Below are 16006 nucleotides of genomic sequence, written 5' to 3'. Positions count from 1 at the left end.
AGCCCCGACAGAACATCCCACTCTTCATCCGAGAGCTCGTGTCGCCGCACCATGCGTCACATGATGCCCCATCAACAGCCTTTGAAGACAGGCCCTAGGGCATCGGCGGCGGCTCGATCCTCGGCTCGTCGGCCGCGGGATGCCCGTGGCCAGGGTCGCCCCGGCCGCGCTCGCCTCCACCTTCGCCACATCGGTGGTCGGAGCCGCCACCTACGCCCTGCTGGCGCTGACGCACAGTGGCGACATTGCCGCCGACTGGGCTCTCGGGCTCAGTTGCGGCGCGGGCGGCCTCATCGGTGGATACCTCGGCGCCCACCTTCAGCCCCGCCTGCCCGAGACCTTCCTCCGCCTGCTCCTGGGCACACTCGCTGCCGCGCTCGGCGCCGTGTACGCCATCAACGCGATGCGCTGACCGCGCGCTGCGTCCACCCGGGGTTGACGGCTGGCTGTCCTGGACGCTCCGGCGGCGGGAGACTGCGGGGCTGGCCGAACGCCCGCCCCGCCACTCCACCCATTCCGGCCGGTCGAGCAGCTGGTTCGCGTCCGGGGGCACGAGCTCTATGAGATGTTCCGTGCTCGCTCGATGACCTCCCTGGCCAGGGCGAATTCCTCAATGCTGCCACGGTGATTAAAGGAGTACGTCAATTCGGCTCTGTCCATGCCCCTCGTCACGGATTCCAGTACCTCGTCATCCGGCCTTGCGCCTCTTTTTAGAAGAAGCTGCACTGTTTCCAGATGCCCGCTCTCAGCCGCGCTGGACAAAGGGCTGTGCCTTGTTGGGATTCCAAACTTTTCGGCAACACCTTCAACCAGTTGCAGTTCTATAACGCGATTGGGCGAGGCTCCCCGGTCCAGCAGCAGCCTTACCATTTCAACATCGTCTTGCGCGGCAGCAAGTATGAGTGGTGTGGTTTGATCGGCACTGACTGGACCGTCGGGGCGCGCACCCGCGGCAAGGAGATGTTGAGCAACCTCGTACATGCTTCGTGGTGCGGCGTATCGGAGCGCATACGTCTCGTGGTATTCGCCCATTTTGGCATCAGGGTCAGATCCGGCGGCCAAGAGAATACGTACTACGTCGGGATGATTGTTCCAGACGGCCTGATCGAGAGCGGTGCGGCTCCTGTCGGTTTCGCGCAGATCGGGGTGAACGCCCGACGCCAGTACGTCAGCAACCTGCTGCGCGTCACCAGAAGCAGCTGCCTGACATAGCACATGGGTGACGTTATGCACTCCAATTGGCTCTTTTCTGTAAGTGGCGAGTTGTGCTGATTGCGAAACCGAAAAGGGCAGGGGGCTGCAGCCCTGGTTCTCTGTGCAGCCCTCCCGGACCCCTTATGCGTCTAGGCTTATTGTGGTCCCGGATGCATTGTGATGACTCCGTTGGTGGGGCCGCCCCGTATTGTTCGACCACCAGTGTCACCTGAGTGGCAGCAGCACCGTTGCCGTGCGAAGTGGACAGAATTCCCGCCCCTTCGTAAGCAAACGTCTTCTCAAAGTAGCCTGTAATGTTGAGCTTCCACTTGTCGGCACTTGTCATCCCTGCCTCCCAGATCCGGCTTCGGTCTCTTGTTGAGTTTCTTGGAGTGGGGATGTGGGTTTTCTGGTGTGTTGGGCGTGGTGGTGTCGGCGGTGGTGGTGTGTGTCGCCGGTCTGGTGAGGGTTCCGGTTGCCAGTTTCGCGGGGTACGTGCTGGTCGGCCGGACTGCCGGGTGTCGCCGCATCGGTTGTTTTTCGACGTGTCATGACCGTGGTGAGGCTGCGTCAAGGAGAGTGCGTCCAGCTATGGTGAGCTCGTGCGTGGCGGTGCGACCGGTTCGGCTGGTGTCGATCAGCCCGGCGTCTCGCAGGATTGCCAGGTGTTCGCTGGCCGTTGGGGGAGTGACGCTGACCAGCCTGGCCACGACGGTTGTCTGCAGTGGGGTGGCGAGCGCGGCGAGGATCTTGGATCGGGTCATTCCCAGAAGTCGGTCGAGCGACCTCGGGGTGGGGGGTGCTGCCCATAGGTACCGTCCGGGTGCCGGGTAATAGATCGCCGGTGTCCAGTGGTGCGAGGTGGTGCACTGTATCCGGTCGGTGATGAACAGTGACGGGACGAGAATGAGCCCCTCGGGGCAGTCGACGTCGATGTCGATAGTCTTTTCGACGGTGATGGTGTCGCCCTCGCACGCGGCGGAGGGGTGCAGGCGTGGGAGGACTGCGCGCAATCCCTCGCGGTTGACCTGGAGGGCGCGGTCCAGCATCTCGGCACGTAACGCCTGCCGCATGGACGGCCATTCCGGTTCGACGACTGATGTCCAGAGGTGGCGCAGCGTATCGGCTGCCTCGGACCTGGCCCGGTCGGGGTCATCGAGCAATCGGCGGCCTATGTCTGCCCCGCGTCCCCTGGCGGCGTCGAGCAGCTCGGCGTACGTCTGGTCCGCCGGCGCGGCGAGGAGGGCATCCATGCCTTCCTCGAACGTCGGCTCACTGGACATCGGCGATGGGTCGAGGAAGTCGGGTCGATAGGCGCCGTCGGCCATGAAGACCGTGAGCGCTTTCAGGTCCGGGAGTGGGATACGGCGACGGCGAAGCCATGGGTGGAACATCGGGTGACGCTGGGGCTGGGTCAAGAGCTGGGCGAGACTGACCACTTCGTGTATGGGGGACATCGCCCACCGTACGTTCGCGGCACCAATGCCCAATCGGTAGCGGATCACTTGACCATTGTTAGGCCACCGCCGAAGTGAGCGCGAGCAGAACGGCCAAGCCGCGAGACTCGGGTCATGAGCGACAGAGAGACGATGATTGCCCGGGCGAGCCCAGCGGATGCGAAGGATCCGGCTGGGCGCCGGCGGATCGACCATCGAAGTCCTCGCGGGCCCGGCGGAGAGCGGCGGGATCGTGAGCATCTACCCGTGGCGCATGTCGCCCTCCAGCCGCGGACCCGCCCCGCACTTTCACACGACCTTCAGCGAGACCTTCATCGTTGAAGGAGGCGAAGTCGACTACTTCGATGGGCAGGGCTGGCAGACACTGCTGCCCGGCGACACCGCGTATGCCGCGGTGGGCGACGTCCACGCTCTTCGGGAGGAGCGCGCCGAACCGGCCACCCTGTTGATGGCGCTCTCGCCAGGTGTTCCGCGGGAGGAGTACTTCGCACGGCTCGCCACTGTGAACGAGCGTGACCTGAACCTGCTTCACGAGGCCCACGACAACCATTTCGTCGACGGCTATGGACGGTGAGGGCGTGGGTGACGGCATGTTCCCCGCCGGTGCTCTCTGCCTGCGATCCGGTGCAGGCCGGCGAGGCGTTCACCGCGTTCGGAGCCGCCTCCCTCGGCAAGAGCGTACTCACCGTCGCCCGATCCACCCCTTTCTCAACGGCTTCTCAGTAAAGGAATGCACTGTGCCCAGCATCGCCATCGTCGAAGCCGGCCCCGGTACGGGTCTGGCCATCGCGCGTACCTTCGGCTCCCGCGGCTTCGACGTCGGTCTCATCGCCCGCAACCGCGACAGGCTCAACGACCTGGCCGGCCGGCTCGACGCCGAAGGCGTCACCGCCGCCGCGTTCCCTGCGGACGTACTCGACCATGACGCTCTCACCCAGGCGCTGAAGGACGCCGCCACCCGCTTCGGCGGTATCGACGTCCTGGAGTACTCCCCGGGCGGGAGTCTCGAGTCCACGCCGCTCACCGCTCCGTCCGGGACCAGCCCGTTTGATGTGCAGTGGGCGATGGACATCCTGCTCTACGGGGCCATTGCCGCCACACGGGCCGTGCTGCCCGCAAGGCACGAGTCCGGCGTCGGCACCCTGCTTTACACCAACGGTGCCGGCTCGGTAGACCCCGCTCCGATGCTCGGCAACCTCAACGCCGCCCAGGCCGCGTTGCGCAACTGGGTACTCGGCCTGCACAAGGAACTGGCCGGCACCGGCGTCCAGGCCGCGCACGTCGCCATCGGCGTGTGGGTCGGCACGGACGGCCCACCCGCGGTGCCAGCGGCCTCGGCCGAGGAGATCGCCCCCTCTACTGGGACCTGCACACGCAACGCGACGAAGCCGAACGCGTCTTCACCGCGTGACGCCGCCCCGGCCCCCGTCCCACCCCGGCATCCTCCGGGAACCGGGCCTGCGCCTCGGAGAACTTCAGCGGCAGCGCGTTCGCCCCCGACGTGTTCCGCAGCCGCGCCTGGTCCTCCAGCGGCACCCAGGCCCGGTCAGGTGCTCCGGCTCCTACTCCTGCCGCACCCCAGGCTCCTTCCGGTCGTCATGACCGGACCAACCGCGCCGAGCACGGCCCCCGATCAGCCCAGAAGATCAAAAACGCTGACAAGCACACCCTAGATCCGTTACAGAGAGCTACCCGTCACTCGCCGTAGCTTCGGGAGGACGAGGCCCGGGTATGCGGGTGGCTCTCGCCGCTCCGTCCGGCCCGGTTGCTCGTCGAGCAGCCGTCAGTTGAGCACTTCCGGGCCGCCTCCGCCCCTTCTTTCAGCCATTGAAGGAAGTGAATGGGGCTGGAGGGGCGGCGGCTGGGCTGACTTTCAATCGAACACCCGTCCGGAAAACGTGCCGCGGTATGTCGACTGCGGCCTCTCGAAGAGGAGATCACCTTGAAGTTGCACGCTGGCTTTCGCAAGGCCAAGAAGACGGCGATCCTTTCCACGGCCCTCCTCGGCCTGGTCATACCGGCGAACGCTCTGCTCACTGCCGCACCGGCTGCCGCTGTCTCCTGTATCGGAGTGGGGTGGAGCAATCGCGACGCCGGCGAAGGCGACCTGGTGAAGAGCGGCACCCATCTGAAGGCCGGCCCGTACTCGTCATGCGACAGCGTGACGACTGAAGTCGCCTACGGGACCCACGTGTACTACCACTGTTACGTGAAGAACGACTACGGCAACACCTGGACCCACGTGCGGATCGCTGGAACGAGCATCGAGGGCTGGACCTCGGACGACAACCTCGACGACCATGGTGCGACCAACCGCTGCTGAGTCGGTGGCGACGCCGCTCGGCGGGACGGTGCTTTCGGGTCTTCCTCCCGTGTGAGACCGCAACCCGAGATCACCACACGGTGGGCCGCAGGAGATAAGTCTTGCGGCCCACCCTGCTGTACCCGGCGCCGTTGGTGTAGTAGAGCAGGGTGCCGGCGCCGGACTCGCGCCTGCAGCTCCTCAAGCTTCATCAACAGGCTCGTGTGAACGTCGTTGAACATCAGAGCTTGCTGTACCAGCCTATGCAGAAAAACTTCCACAGCATTGTCCAAGAGTCCGCCACTCACCACACCTGGTCAGAGGCCACTTGCTCCGACCGGCGGGCCTGACCACGCGGCAGGCAGGGGGCCGGCCGCCCGCAAAACTCACTACGGCCCGGTGGCAGAAACTCACCGGGCCTCGACGGGGCGGGGCCAAAACTCACTACGCGCTGATGGGGCGAGAGGAAAACTCACTGCCAACAGGCGGCCACTCACTCACCACGGCCGCGGGAAAACTCACTGCGGCGTCAGCTCTTCTGAAACGGTGCGGGCGTAGGCCAGAGGGTCCTCGCCTACGCCCGCTGCTCAGGAAGCGCAATGTCTGCGGGCAACACCCGGGAGCCCGTCCGCGCCTTCGGCCGGAACCTCTTCAGAGGTCTGGTGTGACGGGCTCTCGGGGCGCTCGTGCCAGCGACTGCGGGGGCGTGGTGTTCCTCCCGAACGGCCAGGACGCCCCGGCGGCCCCGACGATCGATCCGGAGCTGGTCGCGCGGCGGGCGGCGGTGTCGATGCGCCTGGAGCCCCCGAAGGTGGCCAGCCCTCGGGCCGCGGGGACGTATGTGGTCGGGATGCCGATGTGGATGTGGGTGACCCCGTCCCCGTCGACGTTCGGGTCGGCGACCGCTTCGGCCACGGCCGGCGGTGTCACGGTCACCGCGACCGCGAAGGTGACGAGGGTGCGGTGGGCGATGGGTGACGGCACGACGGTCACCTGCAGGGGCCCGGGCACCCCGTACAGGCAGTCCCGGGGCAAGGCCATGTCGCCGGACTGCGCACACCTCTACGAACGTCCTTCCTGCGAACAGCCCGGCGGCCGGTTCAAGGGCACCGCGACCGCGACCTGGACCGCACCCGCCCTCAACGACGGCGGGACCCTCACCGAGACCAGGAGTACCCCGTTCACCGCAGCCGTCCACGAGGTCCAGGTCGTCAACTGACCCGCACAGGCCGGTGACCTGCGGCAGTGAGTTTTCGCGGTGAGTGCGCACGGCGGCAGTGAGTTCTCGTCCGGGGCGTGGTGAGTTTCCCGGTCGGGAACTCACCACCGCAGGTCAGACGCGTGCATGGCCACTCACCATGACACCCTGCTCACTGGAGACTTCTGTTGTCGAATGCGACGCATGACGCGCAGAGGGTCGGGGCGGGAGCTCCGTCGCCGGTGCCAGAGACCAGCCTCCCGCTCCGGGCCCCGACACCCTGACACAGGGAAATTGCGGCAGCTGCCGGGCCCGGTGCGGTGGGAGGGCGAGGGACGGGCCGTGTCGCTGATCGGCGTCACCGCCGTGAGCCCGCCGAGGACGCTCGGAGTCTTGATCATTCTCAAGTTCACCACGGTCAACCCGGCCCAGGGCCCTGCCGGAATCCCAAGGTACCGAGCGCTCGCGCCCCAGAGCCCGGAAACAGACTCTGGTCCTCGAGCACCGCCCCTGACAGCCTCCCGGGCGGCATCCCGGACCCCCGGGGCGGGAGCTCCCGGCGTGCGGGGCGCCCTCGGCCCCGCACGGACCACGGCAAGGACCGGCCGTATGACGGCGACAACAACGGCGACAACATCCACCACAACAACAGCGATGACAATGGCGACACCCGAAAATCGGCGGCCCTTGCACAACCGCAGGTCAAACCCCAGTTTTCGTGTGGTGAGTACTCAGACTTCCCCTTGTTCTCCCGGTCTGCCCTGCTGTGGTGGGTGTGGTGGCTGGCGTGGGGGCGGTCGCGGGGAAGCGGCGGTGCTGCGCTGGCCTGCGAGAGGCCCGTCAGCCCCGCAGGGCCGCCAGGGAGGGCAAGGGCCACAGCGGCCTGTCAGCGGCTTCCTCAGCCGCGTCGGCGGCCGGGCCGTTTCCGCGACTGCGGTGGGGCTCGGCACCATGGCCGACACGATCACTGGCACTATCACCACCGAGAACACCACCCTCAAGCAGCGGGTCCGCCGACTCACCGCCGACAACCGAGCGCTCGACGAGCGGCTCAAGGCCGCCCGCTCCAACCTCCGCTTCCAGGACTGCCGCGTCGCCGACCTCGAGGCCCGCATCGCCGATCCGGGAACAGCGACCTGATCCTGTCCAGCCGAGGCCCGTGGATGTCAGTGTGCGGGCCATACTCGTGCCGCGGCGCCGCCCGGGCGCCGCAGCACGAGGGGAGCGACATGGCTGAGGTGCTGGTCTTCCACCATGGACACGGGCTGACCGCCGGCGTTCGCGAGTTCGCCGAGCAGTTGCGACGAGCCGGACACACCGTCTACGCCCCAGACCTATACGAGGGGCAGGTATTTGACAGCCTCGAGGAGGGCGTCGGCTACGCCGAGAACGCCGGGTTCGACACGATCACCGCGCGCGGAACCGCCGCCTCCGAGAGGCTGCCTGCGGCGCTCGTCTATGTGGGCTTCTCGCTCGGCGTCCTGCCAGCACAGAAGCTGGCCCAGACCCGCCCCGGCGCAAAGGGCGCACTGCTGCTCGAGGCATGCGTCCCGTTCTCGGAGTTCGGCGGCGCCTGGCCCCGGGACGTTCCGGTCCAGATCCACGGCATGGACACGGACCCCTTCTTCGCAGGGGAAGGCGATGTGGACGCCGCCCGCGCGCTCGTGGAGACGGCGACGGACGCCGAATTGTTCCTCTACCCCGGCGACAGCCACCTGTTCACCGACAGCAGCCTGCCGTCCTACGACGAACAGGCCGCAAAGCAGGTTACCCATCGGATGCTCGGCTTCCTTGACCGCATCAAGTAGGGGAGAGACCGGTGCAGCCGCCGGACCCTGCCGGGAGATTCCGGAGGCCGTCCGGACCGCTACCGGACCCACAGCCAGACACCGGATCCGCCCGGCACCCCATGCTGCGCCTCGCAGCCGGCCCGGAACCACCCGCCGCCCCGTCCAGCCATCCGCTGGCGACCCGCTGAGCGTCCGCTGGGTCCCGTCCCGCTGGACGGCTGCCGGACGGGACCCAGCGAACCCCCAGCGAACCCCCAGCGAACCCCTTCCGGACCCTCGTCCGGGCTTGCGCGGCTAACCCCTCGACACCTGTCGGTGTTCGTGTGAAAGTGCACCACCTGGTACGGGCGAACGTGCACCGTGCGCGGTGCACCACGACGTCGGCGCACGACAGTCAGGCCCGATCAGCCGCGCCGGTCCGGCCGCGTCGAGGGTGGCGCTCACGGGTCAGAACCGGAGGTGCGGGAGGGTGAACTCGGGCAGGGCGTAAGGGCCGGCCTGTGGTGCTGCCGGGTCGGTCGGGAGGCCGGCTCCGGGAATGTCGACGGCGTACGGTTCGGCGTTGTCGACGGGTGTGTAGTCGAGCACCGTCGGATCCGGGACTTCCCAGAAACGGCGGGTGTTGGCGGAGACGGCGTACACGGCGGCGAAGCGGGCGGAGGACGGGGCGGTCAGCGCGGCCCGAATGTATCCGACAGCGTCGCGCGGGCTGAGCCACGTCGACAGATGCCGAGGCTCGGTCGGGACGGGCTCGAAGCTGCCGATGCGCAGGCAGATGACGGATAGGCCGAACTTGTCGGCATAGAGCTGCCCGAGGGCCTCGATGGCTGCCTTGCTCACCCGTACAGGCCGTCAGGCCGCACGGGCTCCTGCGGCCTCGTGAGATGCCCGACGGGGTAGAAGCCGGTCACGCGGTTACTGCTGGCCAGCACCACCCGCGCGGTGCCTGCACGTCGTGCCGCCTCCAGGACGTGGTAGGTGCCGAGCACGTTGGCGTCGAGGAGATCCGCGAGCGGCGCCTCGTCTGGCATCCCGCCCAGATGGAGCACCTGATCAACGCCTGCGAGTGCCGCTTCCACGGCGGCCGGGTCACGCAGGTCGACGGTATGCACGTTCTCGTTGTCAGCCTCCGGCCGCAGTGGCGCCCGGTCAAGCAGGAGCACACGCGCCGCTTCACCTCGAAGTGCCTTGCGCACGACGGACCCGATGTTCCCCGCCGCGCCCGTTACCGCAACCGTCCCCAGACGCACTACGCCTCCCCAGGTGATCTCGCCTTTCGCGTCCTCGTCCCTGAACTTCCACCGATCAAGCCGCGGCCCGCGACAACAACAGGCCCCCAGCGATCACCGTGGCAAGTATCAGCAGCCCGAAGAGGTTCCGTGGCTTCGTGCACGTTGAGCCGTACCTACCGGTGCACGTTCAGGTGTACGCCCACACTGCGCAATTCGGCTGGTTGTCGGCTCCGGCTTCACCGGCGCGTGAGCACGCGGAACTCGTTCCCGTCGGGGTCGGCCAGCAGCACTGTGCCGTCCTCGCCGTGGGCGGAGTCCAGACGCTTCGCCCCGAGGGAGAGCAGGCGCTCGACCTCCGCTTGCTGATCGCCGTCCGGCGCGAGGTCGAAGTGCAGGTCCTTGCCAGGGTCTGGCATCAACGGCGGACCTCCCCACGTGATCTTCGTACCGCCGTTCGGTGACTGGATGGCGGTCTCCTCGTCCTGGTCCCAGACCAGTGGCCAGCCCAGTGCCTCGCTCCAGAAGTAGCCCACGGTCTGCGAACCATCGCAGGCGAGCGCTCCGATGAAGCCACAGCCGGCCAGGAAATTGTTGCCCGGCTCGATCACACAGAACTCGTTGCCCTCAGGGTCGGCGAGCACCACATGGGACGCGTCCGGCCCCTGGCCGACGTCGGCGTGCTGCGCGCCGAGGTCGAGCGCCCTGGCCACGGTCTCCTGCTGGTCCTCCAGGGAGGAGCTGGTTAGGTCGAAGTGCAGCCGGTTCTGGGCGGTCTTCTGCGCCTGGGAGGGACGGAAGCCGAGGCGGTATCGGCATCATTCCCGGACGGCAGGGCGATGCCGTCGTAAGAATCGTCGGTTCTCTCCAAGCCCAGGACGCCGGACCAGAAATGCGTCAGGCGCTCGGATTGGTGCGCGTCGAAGGAGATTGCTGAGAGTCGGCTGCCCATTGCACCACGCATTCTCGGTCCGTCGAGTGCCAACTGGCGGCACAGCGCCATGTCAGCGCCTCGAATGAGGATCCTATGAGCGGAACAGCCTCAGTTGCAGCCGAGTATTCCGCGGCCCCGGTGCCGGAGCCGCACCCTTCGGGGTTTGGGCTGCGAGTTGGTAGCTGAGGCGGGTGAGTCTGCTGGTCCGGGGTGTGAAGGACGGTTGGCTGGGGTTCCAGTGGGCTCGAGGCGGATGACGTTGACGGCGGCGGCGGAGAAGGCGTGCTTGAGGCGGACCTTGGGCAGGCCGCGGTAGCGGGCCCGGCGGAGGCCGGTGACGTCGAGGGCCTGGTTGATGGTGCCCTCGATCCCGGTGCGGAGGGCGTACTTGGTCTTCCAGGTCTTGGTGGCCTGCTCGGCCCGGGCCTCGGTCAGGGTCTCGTGGAGTTCCTTCGGGCGGAGGCTGAGGATGCGGGTGCCGCGTGCGGAGGTGGTCGACTATGCGCCGCAGGAGCCGGGCAGCCCCGACTACACCCCCGAACAGGCCGAATGCCTCGCCGGATACCGGGGCCCGCATTCTGGAGCTGACCACCCAGATCATTACCCACCCCTACTGGGCGACGCTGTCCGGCCCGGACCGCGTGGAGGCCCGTACCGCCCTCAAGCACGCCCACGACACCCCCGTCGGCCCCGACGCCTAGCCATGCCCCACAACCCGCCCCACACCTCCCATACCATCAGCGACCTGGAGAAGAATTGGGCCCTGTTGGACTGGCTGCGCTGGCAGGTCGGACAGACCGAGCGCCGCGTCCGGGAACTCGAGATCCAGGAAGCCCAGGAACGGGCACGCCGCGAGCGGGCACGCGCCGAGATGTCCTGGAAGATCCAGCCGCAGCGCTCCTCGTCCACCGCACTGCTCCACCGCGCAGGCTGCGCCACCTACCCCGATCAGGTCGGCTTGATCTCCCGCGAGGACGCCCTGGTCGCGCTCGTCGAACCGGACATTGAGCCGTGCGAGGTCTGCCGACCCCAGACCGGATTGCTGCACTGAGCTGTTTCCAACCTCAGCTTGAGCAGGCCAGATGCAGGGTGAGGACCGCAACCGAAGCAACCGTTTCAAGCGCTGAACACTTCGCGAAGCGCTGCAGGCGGTCGCGAGCTGGAAAGTCGGCAACGACGACGAAAGGCGGATCAGCGCGTCGGCTCAGACTTGCCTCGCACCTGGTCGCGGCTGGCGACCACCAGGTATTCATCGCTCTCGGGGTCGAAGGTCGTGGACTGCACCGTGAGCCCGACACTCCGCAACTGCGACACGAGGTCCACGTACCGGTAAGGCCAGATGGACAACCGCTCCGAGCAGGCTTGCACTGCCCCGTCCGGCTCGATCTGGGCGACCACGATCTCAAGGAAGTGTTCCTGCTCCCAGCGCTGCTCGATCTGCCAGTAGTAGCTGACGACCGCTTCGCGGCCGTTGCGGCGGATGAGTCGATCGCGGACGTCTACCCGTGAGCCAGCGGAGCACACGAGTTCCCAGTTGCGTGAGTGGAGCACCAGGCGTCCGCCCGGATTCAGCAGCCGCGACATCGCTTCCAGTGCGGTCAGGCGCCCGACTGCGCCCTCGGCGTGCCCGAGCGAATTGCCGACGCAGAACACCAGACCGAACGTGGAGTCCTCCAGGTGGTCGGGCAGTTCGTCCCAGCTCGCGCGGAGGGCTCGAAGCGAGACATCCTGCTCGTCGGCGGCCTTCTCGGTCCGGCGAACCATCCCGCTGCTGGCGTCTGCGGCGACCACGTCAAGGCCAAGACTCGCGAGACCGACGGCGAGCTGGCCGGTTCCACACGCGCAGTCGAGGACACGTGCGTTGGGCGGCAGAGAACCCACCACATCGCTGTAGTAAACCGCGGCTGCCTTGGCGGGGGTCAACTTGTCGTCCCCGATCAGCCACTCGTATACGTCGGAAAGCGCCCCATAACCAGCCACCGCGATAACCTCCATCACTCGACGACGCGCGGGCTAGACCGCCCTGCGATTCGGACCTTGCGCCTCGCACTGTGTCGGGCCGTGTCAACGAATCATTGAGCAGGACCCAACCACTTCCGGCCGCTGAGACTCCACCGGATTTCGTGGGAAACCGCGGCGCGCCGCACCGACGCAGGTCCCCACTCCACCGGCGCCCAGCGGCCGCGATGGGGACCGCGGCCAGCAAGCTCGTGTGCGGAGCGCTTTAAGGTGGCCAGCCCTCGGGCCGCGGGGACGTATGTGGTCGGGATGCCGATGTGGATGTGGGCCGCCCCCTCGGCCACGACGTTCGGTCCGGCGACCGCGTCGGCCACGGCCGGCGGTGTCACGGTCACCGCGACCGCGAGGGTGACGAGGGTGCGGTGGGCGATGGGTGACGGCACCACGGTCACGTGCAGGGGCCCGGGCACCCCGTACAGGCAGTCCCGGGGCAAGGCCATGTCGCCGGACTGCGGACACCTCTACGAACGCCCCTCCTACGAACAGCCCGGCGGCCGGTTCAAGGGGACCGCGACCGCGGCCTGGACCGTCACCTGGACCGCACCCGCCCTCAACGACGGCGGGACCTTCACCGAGACCAGGACCACGCCGTTCACTGCCGCCGTCCACGAGGTCCAGGTCGTCAACTAACCCAGGCAGGCCGCTGACCTGCGACAGTGAGTTTTCGCAGTGAGCCCACACGGGCCCAGTGAGTTTTCGGAGTGCGTCCGCAGGGTGGCAGTGAGTTTTCGCGGTGGGTGCGCACGGGGGCAGTGAGTTTTCGTCCGGGGCGTGGTGAGTTTCCCCGTCAGAAACTCATCACCGCAGGTCAGGCGCGTGCGCGGCCACTCACCACGGCACGCGACGCATGACGCGCAGATGGTCGGGGCGGGAGCTCCGCCGCCGGTGCCAGAGCCCAGCACCCCGCTTTGGGGCCCCGACACCCTGACACACGGCAACTGCGGTCGCCGGGCCCGGAAACAGGCTCTGGCCCTCGAGCACCGCCGCTGACAGCCTCCTGGGCGGCGTCCCGGACCCCCGGGGCTCACCCCCGGGCGCTCCCGGCGTGCGGGGCGCCCTCGGCCCCGACGAGCCAGGGTAAGGACCGGCCGTATGACGGCGACAACAACGGCGACAACATCCACCACAACAACAGCGACGACAACAGCGACAACAATGCCGACACCCGAAAATCGGCGGCCCTTGCACAACGACAGCTCAGACCCCGGTTTTCGTGTGGTGAGTACTCAGACTTCCCCTTGTTCTCCCGGTCTGCCCTGCTGTGGTGATGGGGTGTGGTGGCTGGTGGTGCGGGCGGTCGCGGGCAAGCGGCGGCGCTGCGCTGGCACCCTTTCCGGCCCGACGCGGGGCGCCGGGCCGACCAGAGGCAGGACGACGGGGCGCAGCCGGCCCTGGCGGTGCCGGTGGTCCTCCTCCGGCTGCGACGCCGGCCGCTGCGCCTCGCTGTCCGCGCCGAGCTCGGCGCCGTACGTGGCCCGTGCGTCGGCGACGGCCCGCTCCCACGTGCTCGCGCCGCCGCTGTCCGCCCGGGCCAGCCGCGCGGCCAGGCCGCGTTGGTAGCCCCCGGCCCGGCGCAGCTCCGTAAGCGCGATCTCAACGGCCTGGGCGCGCTTCTGAGACACCGGGCGTCCCGCCCCGCGCCCTCAAGCCCTCGGGTCCGCTCCTGCGCCCGGAGACGCCCAACCTGGCTGTCCCTACGCCCTGCTGGTGCGCAGCCCAGAACGCCTCGACGGCCTCTTGGCCGTAGTAGTCGATCCGGTCGATCGTGATCACCCGTTCCGGGTGGCGGCGCTCCGGCGGCTGCTCGTGGCGCAGCGCGTACCACCGCGCGACAGTCGAGCGGCCCGCCCCGGTGTGCCGTGTGATCCACGTACCACCTCCTGTTCGCCCGCCTCGACGACGCGGCGCAGCCGAACGTGAGGTTGTCGACCCGTCAGTCGTCGACGCGGAGCTTGTCGAGGTCTGAGCGAAGCTCAGCAAATGGCGGGACCCTGATCCGGTGCTCCGGCCTGCGCGGGTGCCTACGCGAACGCCCCGCAGTCGTCTGCGGGGCGTCAGGGGCGAGCGGTCCGACGGGAGGGGAAGGGCCGCTCAGAGTCATGGTGTCGAGGGGGTCCGGCGGCTGGCTAGGGGTGTTGCGAGGGTCAGGGGACGTCGCCTTCCCAGACTCAGGGTCCGTTGGGGCGGGTGGAGGTCGGTCCGTAGGAGGCGCGCCCTCCGGGTCCGTAGGTGCTGTGTGGGGTGATGAGGTAGGCGCCTGTGGTGCGTTCGTCGGGGGTGAGGCCGGTGGCGTCGAAGGGTTGCCCGTCGAGCGGTCCGCCGGTCAGCTCGATGTATTGGTGCCCGGGCAGGGTGGTGTGGGGGTCGGTGCTGTCGTGGTCGGTCTGGTAGATCCGGGGCCGGTGTGCTCGGTGATGCGCTCAGGCTGTCAGCCGGCCCGGGGAGCCACGCCGGTTTCCGGGAGGCCGATTCCCCGGCGTGAGGGAGGGGACGTGCCGGGCCGGCGCGGAGTGTTCGCCGGTCCGGCCGGTCGATGATCTCAAGCGGCTACCCGAGCTGTCTGCCTGACCCGGGCCGCGCCTCATGGTCTGGTCGCTCTCGCGGGTGTAGAGAGCTGTGGCGGGGGTGCCCTGCGGGTGCGGGGCCCGTTTGGCGCGTCATACGAAAGATCATGTGTGGTGCCATCTGTGATGGCGTTGGGTGTCTGGGCCAGGGGCCCGCGAGCGGGGCCGCTGAGGGCGGGCGGGTCGGTAGGTGGTGTGCGGTGGTGCGTGACCGGTGGTCCGTCGATGAGCCGGCAACCGCGGACTGATCAGTCCGAGAGATCAGTCCGCGGCGAAGCCAGACTTTTCAGCAGTACCACCGGTCACATCAGGTGAGGAGGTAGCGCAGCCAGCTGGGGCCCGGTCTCCTCAGCCGTGGAGCGTTGTCGCCACGGGCTCAGCAGTGAATACGCGCACCGTTGTCATCGAGGTTGTCGTCCGAGGTCCAGCCCTCGATGCTCGTTCCAGCGATCCGCACGTGGGTCCAGGTGTTGTCGTAGTCGTTCTTTACATAACAGTGGTAGTAGAGGTGGGCGCCCTCGGGGATGGTAGTCGTGAGGTTGTCGCATGCCGAGTACGGGCCGGCCTTCAGGTGGGTGCCGCTCTTCACCATGTAGCCGTCGCCGGCGTCGTAGTTCTTCCATCCCCATCCGATGCAGGAGACAGCGGCGGCGGCCGGTGTGGCGGTGAGCAGAGCGTTCGTCGGTATGACCAGGCCGAGGAGGGCCGCGGAAACGACCGCCGTCTTCTTGGCCTTCCGAATGCGAGTGTGCAACTTCAAGATGATCTCCTCTCACGTTGCCGCGTTGCCAGACGTCCGGCAACTTGCGGTCGGATGTTCGATTCGATGAGGAGTCAACACAACTGCTGTCTCGCTTGCCGTATCCATTTTCCTCAACGGCTGAACAAGGACCAGAAGACGGCGCAAAAGTAACGCGTGAGTCCACCCCTGATGGTGGACACACATGGGGCGCTGGAACCCGATGCTCTGAGTAGCTGGCTTCGCCCCAGGTGGGCGGGCTACGTCTGGGGAGTGCCTATTTATGGTCAGGAGGTTTGTGCGTCGTGGTTCTCGCGGTGGGTGAGGATGGCGTCCATGTGGGTCTGGGCCCACCGGGCTACTGGCCCAGACGGGTGGATCAATCTGAAGCAGACTATGCTGCGGCCGAGTTGGATCATTCTCAGGGAGGGATCGCAGAGGGCCCATCGCGACTGCCCAGGAGGCAGCCACCGATTCGCGGTCTAGGGCCTGTGTGAGGTCGTGATCAATATCTGCGTTCCGCTGCCGTGCCGGGACGGATCACGGTAGAACGCCGGTGTGACGCGCCGACAGCTCAGTG

17 protein-coding genes and 3 pseudogenes are annotated in these 16006 nt (G+C 67.6%); 10 read left to right on the top strand and 10 right to left on the bottom strand.

The window, feature by feature from the left end; all coding sequences use genetic code 11:
* Window positions 1-112: 112 nt before the first annotated feature.
* Window positions 113-412, top strand: a pseudogene (locus IA22_RS0133080) (TSUP family transporter); the annotation flags it as partial.
* 146 nt (window positions 413-558) lie between these two features.
* Here the strand turns inward: IA22_RS0133080 and IA22_RS35865 are convergent.
* A complete protein-coding gene (locus IA22_RS35865; RefSeq protein ID WP_106973286.1) occupies window positions 559-1233 on the bottom strand; it encodes an ankyrin repeat domain-containing protein in 675 nt (224 codons plus the stop codon).
* Window positions 1234-1742: 509 nt separating this feature from the next.
* On the bottom strand, window positions 1743-2699 hold the full coding sequence (locus IA22_RS0133070; protein WP_030125800.1) for a DUF5937 family protein: 957 nt from the start codon (window positions 2697-2699) through the stop codon (window positions 1743-1745).
* 184 nt (window positions 2700-2883) lie between these two features.
* Here IA22_RS0133070 and IA22_RS0133065 point away from each other — a divergent pair, with 184 nt between their 5' ends.
* The 3 genes from IA22_RS0133065 to IA22_RS34590 all read left to right on the top strand — a co-directional run bounded on the left by IA22_RS0133065 (window position 2884) and on the right by IA22_RS34590 (window position 4974).
* The gene (locus tag IA22_RS0133065) at window positions 2884-3225 is read left to right on the top strand and encodes a cupin domain-containing protein (protein WP_234434675.1); all 342 of its coding nucleotides are present in this window, start codon (window positions 2884-2886) and stop codon (window positions 3223-3225) included.
* Between the two features lie 163 nt (window positions 3226-3388).
* Complete coding sequence (locus IA22_RS34595) at window positions 3389-4324, top strand: SDR family NAD(P)-dependent oxidoreductase (protein ID WP_245229653.1); 936 nt, start codon at window positions 3389-3391, stop codon at window positions 4322-4324.
* 269 nt (window positions 4325-4593) lie between these two features.
* Window positions 4594-4974, top strand: a complete 381-nt coding sequence (locus IA22_RS34590) for a hypothetical protein (RefSeq protein WP_051694896.1) — start codon at window positions 4594-4596, stop codon at window positions 4972-4974.
* Window positions 4975-5604: 630 nt separating this feature from the next.
* Here IA22_RS34590 and IA22_RS36680 read toward each other — a convergent pair.
* Window positions 5605-5937, bottom strand: a complete 333-nt coding sequence (locus tag IA22_RS36680) for a hypothetical protein (RefSeq protein ID WP_157840976.1) — start codon at window positions 5935-5937, stop codon at window positions 5605-5607.
* On the opposite strand from IA22_RS36680, the gene IA22_RS36675 reads away from it, so the two are divergent.
* The 3 genes from IA22_RS36675 (at window position 5924) to IA22_RS0133040 (ending at window position 7959) form a co-directional block, all read left to right on the top strand.
* Window positions 5924-6172 carry a hypothetical protein gene (locus IA22_RS36675; RefSeq protein WP_157840975.1) on the top strand — a complete coding sequence of 83 codons (249 nt, stop codon included), beginning with the start codon at window positions 5924-5926 and terminating at the stop codon, window positions 6170-6172. The two genes, IA22_RS36680 and IA22_RS36675, sit on opposite strands and share 14 nt — an antisense overlap.
* Window positions 6173-7102: 930 nt before the next feature.
* Entirely contained in the window at window positions 7103-7291 is a 189-nt protein-coding gene (locus IA22_RS0133045) for a hypothetical protein (RefSeq protein ID WP_030125796.1), read from the top strand.
* An 89-nt stretch (window positions 7292-7380) separates the two neighbouring features.
* A complete protein-coding gene (locus IA22_RS0133040; protein ID WP_030125795.1) occupies window positions 7381-7959 on the top strand; it encodes a dienelactone hydrolase family protein in 579 nt (192 codons plus the stop codon).
* A gap of 429 nt (window positions 7960-8388) precedes the next feature.
* Here the strand turns inward: IA22_RS0133040 and IA22_RS37925 are convergent, their stop codons facing one another.
* The 4 genes and pseudogenes from IA22_RS37925 to IA22_RS38400 form a co-directional block, all read right to left on the bottom strand.
* Window positions 8389-8781, bottom strand: coding sequence for an NAD-dependent epimerase/dehydratase family protein (locus IA22_RS37925; RefSeq protein WP_234434673.1), 393 nt, complete (start codon window positions 8779-8781; stop codon window positions 8389-8391).
* Entirely contained in the window at window positions 8778-9137 is a 360-nt protein-coding gene (locus IA22_RS37920) for an NAD-dependent epimerase/dehydratase family protein (protein WP_234434672.1), read from the bottom strand. Before IA22_RS37920 ends, IA22_RS37925 begins: the two co-directional genes overlap by 4 nt.
* Before the next feature lie 272 nt (window positions 9138-9409).
* Window positions 9410-10122 (bottom strand): annotated as a pseudogene (locus IA22_RS34580) (VOC family protein).
* Window positions 10123-10212: 90 nt separating this feature from the next.
* Window positions 10213-10578 (bottom strand): annotated as a pseudogene (locus IA22_RS38400) (transposase); the annotation flags it as partial.
* A 26-nt stretch (window positions 10579-10604) separates the two neighbouring features.
* On the opposite strand from IA22_RS38400, the gene IA22_RS34575 reads away from it, so the two are divergent.
* Window positions 10605-10805 (top strand): hypothetical protein, encoded by a 201-nt coding sequence (locus IA22_RS34575; protein ID WP_051694895.1) that lies wholly within the window; start codon window positions 10605-10607, stop codon window positions 10803-10805.
* Between the two features lie 2 nt (window positions 10806-10807).
* Window positions 10808-11155 carry a DUF6233 domain-containing protein gene (locus tag IA22_RS0133020; RefSeq protein ID WP_030125794.1) on the top strand — a complete coding sequence of 116 codons (348 nt, stop codon included), beginning with the start codon at window positions 10808-10810 and terminating at the stop codon, window positions 11153-11155.
* Between the two features lie 140 nt (window positions 11156-11295).
* Here the strand turns inward: IA22_RS0133020 and IA22_RS0133015 are convergent, their stop codons facing one another.
* A complete protein-coding gene (locus tag IA22_RS0133015) occupies window positions 11296-12099 on the bottom strand; it encodes a class I SAM-dependent methyltransferase (RefSeq protein WP_209443750.1) in 804 nt (267 codons plus the stop codon).
* 234 nt (window positions 12100-12333) lie between these two features.
* On the opposite strand from IA22_RS0133015, the gene IA22_RS0133010 reads away from it, so the two are divergent.
* Window positions 12334-12753: a hypothetical protein gene (locus IA22_RS0133010; RefSeq protein WP_063828357.1), complete on the top strand. Its 420-nt coding sequence runs from the start codon at window positions 12334-12336 to the stop codon at window positions 12751-12753.
* A 596-nt stretch (window positions 12754-13349) separates the two neighbouring features.
* Here IA22_RS0133010 and IA22_RS0133005 read toward each other — a convergent pair.
* Together IA22_RS0133005 and IA22_RS0133000 are read right to left on the bottom strand one after the other, a co-directional pair.
* Entirely contained in the window at window positions 13350-13745 is a 396-nt protein-coding gene (locus IA22_RS0133005; RefSeq protein WP_030125791.1) for a hypothetical protein, read from the bottom strand.
* Between the two features lie 1318 nt (window positions 13746-15063).
* Window positions 15064-15447: a hypothetical protein gene (locus IA22_RS0133000; protein WP_051694893.1), complete on the bottom strand. Its 384-nt coding sequence runs from the start codon at window positions 15445-15447 to the stop codon at window positions 15064-15066.
* Between the last annotated feature and the right edge of the window lie 559 nt (window positions 15448-16006).

This window comes from Kitasatospora papulosa (assembly GCF_000717245.1).
Classification (GTDB): Bacteria; Actinomycetota; Actinomycetes; order Streptomycetales; family Streptomycetaceae; genus Streptomyces; species Streptomyces papulosus.
This window is presented reverse-complemented; position numbering and strand designations above follow the sequence as displayed.